Here is a 9164-nt window from a genome sequence, read left to right as displayed (position 1 = left end):
GTAGGGGAGTAGGGGAGTAGGGGAGTAGGGGAGTAGGGGAGTAGGGGAGTAGGGGAGTAGGGGAGTAGGGGAGTAGGGGAGTAGGGGAGTAGGGAGCTCTACCAATCGTGCGGCTTCCTGCAAGTCATATTTTCCCTATTCACTTACTCCCTATTCCCCTACTGCCCTACTCCCTTCCGCTGGGAACGTCTCCGACGTCACGCCGTTGTTCGGGCGTTATGGAGATACGCGGGTTCCTGTTGTTCTGGTCCATCTTGGCCGCCGTCGTCGCAGCGCTCAGCCTTGGACCATCCTTCGCCCATGTCCTGGAATCGGCTCCTCGGCTGACGAAGTGGTCACCTTCTCTCTGGCGCGAGACGACCGTCTTCAACGCCCAGTTCCAGCTGTTTGCCGTCATTGGCGCGCCACTGGACGTGGCCGCGATCGGCTGTCCGGGACTTCTCGCATGGATGCTGCGCAATGACCGTCCGGCGTTCTGGTACGCGTTGGCCGCTGCCGTGCTCATGCGGTATCTCTTGCGACGTGGTTTGCTCTCGTCAAGCCGGCGAACGATGTTCTGGCCATCTGGGTGCCTGGACCGATTCCGGAAAATTTCGAAGCGATCCGGCTGCGCTGGGAAACCGGCCATATGATCGTCGCCGGCTTCAAGGCAGTCGGTTTCGTATCGCTGGTTGCCGCCCTGCTTTGGATCAGGCGAGGCTGACCGTTTCGGAAATCTCCGGCGACCGCGTTTGTTGCACCGGTGAATGTGCTGTGGCAGAAGCGGGCCAAGTCGCCCCGGAGATGCTCTTCTTGAAACCTTTTCGCGACAAACGCCGCGACAGCCGCTCGCACCAGCTCGCAAAGGGCGGGGCGGAACAGGCGCAGCGCGGGACCGGCACAGCATCGGGCAACCGCACCGAGCCGAAAGGCGCGCCGCACGTCCTTTCCCGCCGCGACGGCGCCCTGCCCGCCGAACACCTGCCGCTGATCCTCGAAGTGGCGCCCAACGCCGATTATGCGCTGCTCGACAGCGGCGCCGGTCAAAAGCTCGAGCAGTACGGGCCCTATCGCATCGTCCGGCCCGAAGGCCAGGCGATCTGGCAAAAAGCGTTGCCGGCCAAAGACTGGGACCGCGCCGACGCCATTTTCACCGGCGACATCGACGAGGAAGGCATCGGCCGCTGGCGCTTCCCCAAGGCGCCACTCGGCGAGACCTGGCCGATGAAGCATGACGGCATCGACTATCTCGGCCGCTTCACCTCGTTTCGCCATGTCGGCGTCTTCCCCGAGCAGGCCTCGCACTGGGACCACATGGCCGGGCTGATCGCGGCGGCGAAGCGACCGGTCAAGGTACTGAATCTGTTCGGCTATACCGGCCTTGCCTCGCTGGTGGCGGCGCGCGCCGGCGCCGAGGTCACCCATGTCGATGCGTCCAAGAAGGCGATCGGCTGGGCCAGGGAGAACCAGGAGATGGCGGGCTTGTCGCAAAAGCCGATCCGCTGGATCATCGACGACGCCTTGAAATTCGCCGAGCGCGAGGAGCGCCGCGGCAGCCGCTACGACATCATCCTGTTCGATCCGCCCGCCTATGGCCGTGGCCCCAAGGGCGAGGTCTGGCAATTGTTCGAGGACCTGCCTGATCTGACCGACCTCTGCCGCTCGATCCTGACGCCGAAGCCGCTTGCTGTCGTGCTGACCGCGTATTCGATCCGCGCCTCCTTCTTCGCCATCCATGCCTTAATGCGCGACACTTTCGCAGGCATGGGCGGCACGGTCGAATCCGGCGAACTGATCATCCGCGAGAAATCCGCCGGCCGGGCGCTGTCGACGTCGCTGTTCTCGCGCTGGGTGGCCTGATGAGCGAGCGGCACGCCGGCGCGCCAGGGCAGGTGAAAGAGGTCACCAGCCTCGCCAATCCGTTGATCAAGGACATCAAGGCTCTCGCCCTGAAGAAATTCCGTGATCAGCAGAACGCCTTCATGGCCGAGGGGCTGAAGCTGGTCATCGATGCGCTCGACCTCGGCTGGTCGATCCGGACACTGGTCTTCGCCAAGGCCGGACGCGGCAATGCAGCGGTCGAAAAGGTCGCGGCGCGCACGGTTGCCGCCGGCGGCACAGTGCTCGAAGTTTCGGAAAAAGTGCTCGTCGCCATCACTCGCCGCGATAACCCGCAAATGGTGGTCGGCGTCTTTTCGCAGAAGTTCCTACCGCTGAAGGACATCCGCGCTCGATACGGCGACGTCTGGGTGGCGCTCGACCGCGTGCGCGACCCAGGCAATCTCGGCACCGTCATCCGCACCGTCGATGCCGTTGGCGCCAAGGGCGTCATACTGGTCGGCGAGACCACCGATCCTTTTTCCGTCGAGACCGTGCGCGCCACCATGGGCTCGATCTTCGCCGTGCCGGTCGCCAAGGCGACGCCGGACGCCTTCCTCGCGTGGCGAAAAAGCTTTCCTGGCCTCGTTGCCGGCACACATCTGAAAGGTGCGGTTGATTACCGTTCGGTCGACTTTTCCAAAGCCCCGGTGCTGCTGATGATGGGCAACGAACAGCAGGGCCTGCCCGACAGCCTGGCCGAAAGCTGCGACAGGTTGCTGCGGATCCCACAGGCCGGCCGGGCCGATTCGCTCAATCTCGCGGTGGCCACCGGCATTATGCTGTTCGAGATCCGGCGCGGCGCGCTGAAACTTGCCCCGGAGGACGCCAGACCGTGATATCCCAAATGGTGAAATCGCAAACGGCAAAATCATGGTTCCCCTACGCCCTGCTGGTCGCCGCCGCGATAGCGCTCGACCAGTGGGTGAAATATCTGGTCGAGACTGGCCTCGCCTTTCAGGAAAAGGTCGATCTTGTGCCGTTTCTGGCACTGTATCGCACCTACAACACCGGCATTGCCTTCTCGATGTTTTCGTCCTTCGGCGACACCGGCCTGGTGGTTATCGCCGCTTTCGTCGTCGCTTTCGTGCTCTATCTCGCGGCCCGCACTCCGCCCAGCCATGTGCTTACCCGCATCGGCTTTGCGCTGATCGTCGGCGGCGCGCTCGGCAATCTGTTCGACCGCGTTACCTATGGTCACGTGATCGACTACATCCTGTTCCACACCCCGGTATGGTCCTTTGCCATCTTCAACCTCGCCGATGCCTTCATAGCGGTCGGCGCGGTGGTGGTCGTCTTCGACGAACTCATCGGTTGGCGGCGCGAGGCCAAGCCCTCAAGCGATTGACCTGGCCCTCTGCCGCCATACAGTGGCCATTCGAGAAGTCCGAGGAGAAGACATGCCCGAAACCTTCAAAGCCATCCTCGTTTCACGCGACGCCGAGAAGAAGCAGTCGGTCGCGGTGGCCGACCTCACCGAGGCCGACCTGATGGAAGGCGATGTCACCGTCGCCGTCGAGGCGACGACGGTGAACTACAAGGACGGCCTCGCCATATCAGGCAAGGCGCCGGTGATCCGCCGCTGGCCGCTGGTACCGGGCATTGATTTCGCCGGCACCGTCATCTCGTCTTCCCATGCCGACTGGCGCAAGGGAGACAAGGTCATATTGAACGGCTGGGGCGTCGGCGAAACGCATTTTGGCGCCTATGCCGAGCGTGCCCGTGTCAACGGCGACTGGCTGGTGCCGCTGCCTCAGGGCATGAGCGCGCATGATTCCATGGCGATCGGCACCGCCGGCTACACCGCCATGCTTTGCGTCATCGCGCTGGAACGGCACGGCATCGTGCCCGATCGCGGCCCGGTGGTGGTGACTGGCGCGGCCGGCGGCGTCGGCTCGGTCGCGGTCTCGATCCTGTCCAGCCTCGGCTATCATGTCATCGCCTCGACCGGCCGCAGCGCTGAAAGCCCCTACCTGATCGACCTGGGTGCTGCGGAAGTGATTTCGCGCGACGAGCTTGCCCAGCCGGCAAAGCCGCTCGCCAAGGAACGCTGGGCCGGCGGCGTCGATGCGGTCGGCAGTCACACGCTGGCCAACGTCCTTTCGATGACCTCCTACGGCGGCGCCGTCGCCGCCTGCGGCCTAGCAGGCGGCATGGATCTGCCGGCGAGCGTCGCCCCGTTCATCCTGCGCGGCGTTTGCCTGCTCGGCATCGATTCGGTGATGGCGCCAAAGCCGGTCCGCATGGAGGCGTGGCGCCGCATCGGCACGGACCTCGATCTCCAGAAGCTGGCCAGCCTGTCCACGACCATCGGCTTCGACGGCATCATCGACGCCGCGCACAACATCGTCGAGGGCAAGATCCGTGGCCGCGTAGTGGTGGATATGTGAGTTCGGTTGTCTGCCTTTCTTGCACGAAAGAAAGGCAAAAAACCGCGCGACCGATAAAATTCGAACGATCGGCCGCAATTTTCCATAATCTCTGTCTGGCAAGGGTTTCCGCATGGTCACGGAATCCGGCATCAGAGAAACGGAGAGCGCCGAAAGCGTCGACGAGATCGGCCCGGAGGCGCCAAGACGGCAGCATATCGCAGCGCCGCCACTGGCGCCCGAACTGTCCTCCGCCAATCGCGAAGGCCTGCCGTTCCTGACGCTCGTCGCCATAGTCGTGCTGGCAGGGCTATCGCATCTGACCGGAGCGCCGATCTTCATCACTTTCGGCCTTTTGGCGACTGGCATGGCCGGTCTCGCCGTGCATCTGCGTGCCAGGCGCAAGGAGCGTCGTACGGTTGCCATCCTTGGCGAGACCGCAGCTCGCAGCCGCGCCGAGGTCGAGACCCTGGCCGACCGCATGTGGGAGATGCAGGAGAGCGAGGAACGCTTTCGCGGGCTGATCGACGCGCTTGGCGATCTCGTCGTCCACCGCGATCGTGACGGCCACATCGTCTATGCCAACAAGGTTTTCGCCGATCTTGTCGGAGCCGATCAGCGCGACCTTGCCGGCAGGACCCTTGCCGAACTCGGCATCGACGTCGGCATCGTTCCCGATGCCGCTTTTTCCGACCACGAATGCCTGAGCTCCACCGACGTCGCCATTCGTACGCCGGCTGGCCCGCGCTGGTTCTCATGGATCGAACTGTCCGTGCGCGACAAGGAGAACGGCGGCGCCTCGCATCGCGCCATCGCCCGCGACATCACCGCCCGCAAGCACGCCGAATCGTCGCTGATCACCGCCCGTGAGCGAGCCGAATATGCAAGCCAGGCCAAATCGCGCTTCCTCGCCACCGTCAGCCACGAGATCCGCACGCCGATGAACGGCATCATGGGCATGGCCAGGCTGCTGGCGGACACCAATCTCTCGCCCGAACAACGGACCTATGTCGGCGCCGTCTCGACCTCGGCCAGCGCGCTGCTGGCGCTGATCGAGGATCTGCTCGACTATTCCAAGATCGAAGCCGGCCGCTTCGATCCCGAACCGCAGCCAATGTCGGTGCGCGAGATCGCCGACAACATCGTCGAACTCTTGGCCGCGCGCGCCTTCGCCAAGAATATCGGCCTTGGCTGCCATGTCGAACCCGACGTGCCGCAGATGATATCAGCCGATCCGGGAAGGGTCAGGCAGGTGCTGCTCAACCTGATCGGCAACGCGATCAAGTTCACCGACAGCGGCGGCGTATTGGTGAGCATCGCTCGTGCCTGCACCGAAACCACCGACCGCATATGCTTCACCGTCGCCGACACCGGTCCCGGCCTGCACGAGGACGATATGGAGCGCATCTTCGAGGAATTCGAACAGGCTGATGGCACGTCGACCCGCGCGCATGGCGGCGCCGGGCTCGGTCTTGCCATCTCCAAGCGCCTGGTGATCGCCATGGGCGGCACGATTTCGGTATCGAGCCGGCTCGGCCAAGGCTCCGAGTTCGTCTTCGAAATCCCTGCAATATCGGCCACCGAGCCGCCGCAGACCCGCCAGAATGCGCTGTCAGGGCGGCGCGCGGTGATCCTGTCGAAGAACGCCATCGAGGCCGACGCCATCGCCCGCACCATCCGTGCCAATGGCGGCATGGTCGATCTGGCTGCGACCGCCGCCCAGGCAGCGTCCTTCGCAGAAGGCTGCGACGTGCTTCTGGTTGATGCGGCCATGGAGGAGGGCGACGGCAGGTTGCTCAAGCGCCTTCGCCAGAGCGGCTTTGCCGACTGCGAGGCGATCACGCTGATCGCGCCGACCGACCGCGGCATGCTGGGCGAGTTCCGCGCCAGCGGCTACGCCACCTTCCTGGCAAGGCCGGTGCGTGGCGAGACTCTGCTGCGCGTCCTTTTGACGAGCAGCGTACCCGCCCTCCTCCAGCCACAGCCGGAAAAGCGCGGCGCACCATCCGTCCGCGCCATTAGCAGCCGCCAGCAGGGCCTGTCCGTGCTGATCGCCGAGGATAACGACATCAACGCCATGCTTGCCCGCGCCACGCTGCTAAAGGCCGGGCATCGAGTGAAAGTGGTCGGCAACGGCAAGGCCGCCGTCGAGGCCGTCACTGGCACCGGCCGCAAGCACCGCTTCGACGTGGTGCTGATGGACCTGCACATGCCTGTCATGGACGGGCTGGACGCCATCGCCGCCATCCGCCGGCATGAGGAGGAAACCGCCGTGCCGCCGGTTCCGATCATGGTGCTTTCGGCGGACAGTCAGGAAACGACCCGCCACGCCGTGCTCGCCCATGGCGCCAGCGGCTTCGTCACCAAGCCGCTCGACCCCGACGCGCTTGTCCATGCGATCGAGGGCCACGTCGCCGCGTGATCCGCCGGCTGTCCCTCCTGGCTTCCCTGCGTAACATAGCCGGTTGAAAGGATTACCCAGCCGACGAAGTATTGCCCGCAGCACCGTATCACGGTACTGTCACAATCCTGTTGCACCTACACCGTATCCCCGTGCCAAGAGGGATGGCTCGAAGGAGAATCACTCGTGCATACAGTTATGCCGGAATGTGACGCTCGGCCGAACGCCAGCGGTGCTTTGCTCACCGGGCGGAACGTCGATGCCGTCATAAAAGGCGAAGCGCTCGGCCGTATCGGCAATCTCGAAGTGCGGCTCGCCCGCAACGAGGCCGAGATCGCCGCCGCGCAGGAAGTGCGCTACCGGGTGTTCTATGACGAGCTCGGCGCCAGGAAGAACCTGTTCCAGGTGCAGGACCGCCGCGACGCCGACCATTTTGATCCGCTTTGTGATCATTTGCTCGTCTTCGACACCTCGCTGTCCGGTCCCGAGCATCGCCGCATTGTCGGCACCTATCGCCTGTTGCGGCAGGAAATCGCGGCAGCCGCCGGCGGCTTCTATTCCGAGGGCGAGTTCGAGCTGACCAACCTCATCGCCCGCCACCCCGGCCAGCGTTTCCTCGAGCTCGGCCGCTCCTGCGTCTTGCCGGAATACCGCTCGAAGCGCACCATTGAGGCGCTCTGGCAAGGTATTTGGGCCTATATTAACCATTACGGGATCGGCGTGATGACCGGTTGCGCCTCGTTCCCCGGCACTGTTCCGGCGGCGCACGCCGAAGCGCTGACCTATCTCGCCCATCACTGCCGGACGAATTCGGCCTGGGACGTGCGCGCGGTCGCCGGGCGCTACTGTTCCATGGATTTGATGCCGATCGAGGCGGTCAACGCCAAGGCCGCGATCTCGGCGATGCCGCCACTGGTCAAGGGCTATCTGCGCGTCGGCGCGCGCATCGGCGACGGCTGCGTCATCGACCGCGAATTCTCGACGGTCGACGTGTTCGTGGTGATGCCGGTCCAGGAGATCGGCGCCCGCTACGTCAACTATTATGGTGGGGAAGCCCAGCGTTTCGCGGCGTGAGATTCCAGGGAGTAGCGAATAGGAAGTAGCGTGTAGCGGGAGTTCCGCCAACTCGCTGCGGATTGTTGTCCCTATTTGCTACTCACTATTGCTACTCCTTCTCATTTCACGGAATATCTTCCGGCCGCCGACCAGGCCTGCTCTTGTAGGACGGAAAAGCCCAGCCGAATTTGAGCGCGCCGCCGCGCACACAGAAAGCCGCCGCGAAGCCCAGCAGGCCCGAGGCAAGCGGCGGCAGTCCGGCAATATCGCCGAGCGTAAAAAGAGCTGCGCCTGCAAGGGCCGCGGTGACGTAGATTTCCGGTCTGAGCAGCACCGACGGCTCACCGGTCAAGAGATCGCGAAGAATGCCGCCAAGGGTGGCGGTGAGCATGCCGGTGACGATCGAAACGGCCGGCGAACCGGTAATCGTCAGCCCCTTGGCCGCACCCATCACCGAAAAGGCGGCAAGACCGACGGCATCGAGCCAGAGCAGCAATCTGTAGCGCGATTCGACGCGGTGCGCGCTGAAGAAGACCACGACCGCCACCGCCGCGCAGATCAGCACATAGTCGCGATTTCCCACCCAGAACACCGGCACATTGAGGATGACGTCGCGAAACGTGCCGCCGCCGATGCCGGTGACGCTGGCCAGGAACAGGAAGCCGATGATGTCGAGCTGCTTGCGCGAGGCGGCAAGCGCCCCTGTCGCGGCAAAGACGGCGACGCCGGCATAGTCGAGAAGCTCGATCGGGTTCATGAGTGAATAATGAAATAGTGAGCGGTGAATAGCGAGTGGGTCGCGACCTGGATTGACTTGAAGCAAATTAAATGATTGAATAGTTCATTCAATTTTGTGAGCGAGTATGTCCCCTCGCCGCTACAGCATGGGTTCCCGGACTGCCGCCTTCGCCAAGACGAGGCAGCGCATTCTCGACGCGACAATCAAGCTGCACACCCAGAACGGCATCTTCGGCACGACTTGGAAGGACATCGCAACGGAAGCCGATGTCGCCGTTGGCACCGTCTACAAGCATTTTCCTACCCTGGATGACCTGGTGCCGGCGTGCGGCGAAGTGCTGATGGAGCGTCTGCGTCCTCCGTCGCCCGAATCGGTGACGGAGATAATCGGCGGGGCGACGGACCCTAAAGAACGGTTGCGCCGAGTCGCCAACGAGCTATTCGCCTTCTACCACCGTGGCGGACGGCATCTCGAAAGCGACCTGCGCGAGCGCGAGCTTCCGGCCATGCGGGAATGGGAAGAATACCTGCGGAACATGGTGGCCGGATTCGTGCGAGAGGCGCTGGCGAAGGTCGATCCCGGCGATGACGTCGTTCAGGCAATCAGCTTCCTGTTCGACTTTCCGACGTTCAACGCCATGCGGATACGCGGCACGACGGTGGATCTAGCCGCCGAAACGGCAACGGGAATGGCGCTATGCTGGCTCAAGGGCAAAGGCCGGACGAGCACGTCTTGAACGAAC

8 protein-coding genes and 1 pseudogene are annotated in these 9164 nt (G+C 63.7%); 8 read left to right on the top strand and 1 reads right to left on the bottom strand.

The features are described 5' to 3' along the window. Positions 1–218: 218 nt before the first annotated feature. From NKH12_RS06010 to olsB, 7 genes and pseudogenes are all read left to right on the top strand, one after another. Positions 219–703: pseudogene (locus NKH12_RS06010) on the top strand (DUF1772 domain-containing protein). Positions 704–792: 89 nt separating this feature from the next. Next, on the top strand, positions 793–1839 hold the full coding sequence (locus tag NKH12_RS06005; RefSeq protein WP_352952288.1) for an RsmD family RNA methyltransferase: 1047 nt from the start codon (positions 793–795) through the stop codon (positions 1837–1839). Then, the gene (locus tag NKH12_RS06000) at positions 1839–2696 is read left to right on the top strand and encodes a TrmH family RNA methyltransferase (RefSeq protein WP_352952287.1); all 858 of its coding nucleotides are present in this window, start codon (positions 1839–1841) and stop codon (positions 2694–2696) included. Before NKH12_RS06005 ends, NKH12_RS06000 begins: the two co-directional genes overlap by 1 nt. Positions 2697–2704: 8 nt before the next feature. Next, positions 2705–3205 (top strand): signal peptidase II, encoded by a 501-nt coding sequence (gene lspA, locus NKH12_RS05995; protein ID WP_352952286.1) that lies wholly within the window; start codon positions 2705–2707, stop codon positions 3203–3205. Between the two features lie 52 nt (positions 3206–3257). Further along, positions 3258–4247: an acrylyl-CoA reductase (NADPH) gene (gene acuI / locus NKH12_RS05990; protein ID WP_352952285.1), complete on the top strand. Its 990-nt coding sequence runs from the start codon at positions 3258–3260 to the stop codon at positions 4245–4247. Between the two features lie 112 nt (positions 4248–4359). Continuing rightward, positions 4360–6648 carry a hybrid sensor histidine kinase/response regulator gene (locus NKH12_RS05985; RefSeq protein ID WP_352952284.1) on the top strand — a complete coding sequence of 763 codons (2289 nt, stop codon included), beginning with the start codon at positions 4360–4362 and terminating at the stop codon, positions 6646–6648. A 177-nt stretch (positions 6649–6825) separates the two neighbouring features. Beyond that, a complete protein-coding gene (gene olsB / locus NKH12_RS05980; protein WP_352952291.1) occupies positions 6826–7701 on the top strand; it encodes a l-ornithine N(alpha)-acyltransferase in 876 nt (291 codons plus the stop codon). Between the two features lie 106 nt (positions 7702–7807). Here the strand turns inward: olsB and NKH12_RS05975 are convergent, their stop codons facing one another. Then, on the bottom strand, positions 7808–8440 hold the full coding sequence (locus NKH12_RS05975) for a trimeric intracellular cation channel family protein (RefSeq protein ID WP_352952283.1): 633 nt from the start codon (positions 8438–8440) through the stop codon (positions 7808–7810). A gap of 106 nt (positions 8441–8546) precedes the next feature. Here NKH12_RS05975 and NKH12_RS05970 point away from each other — a divergent pair, with 106 nt between their 5' ends. Beyond that, on the top strand, positions 8547–9158 hold the full coding sequence (locus NKH12_RS05970) for a TetR/AcrR family transcriptional regulator (protein WP_352952282.1): 612 nt from the start codon (positions 8547–8549) through the stop codon (positions 9156–9158). Positions 9159–9164: the final 6 nt, after the last annotated feature.

It is taken from the genome of Mesorhizobium sp. M1322 (assembly GCF_040318085.1).
Taxonomy (GTDB): domain Bacteria; phylum Pseudomonadota; class Alphaproteobacteria; order Rhizobiales; family Rhizobiaceae; genus Mesorhizobium.
The sequence above is the reverse complement of the archived record's forward strand: the minus strand, read 5'-3'. Positions and strand labels throughout refer to the sequence as shown.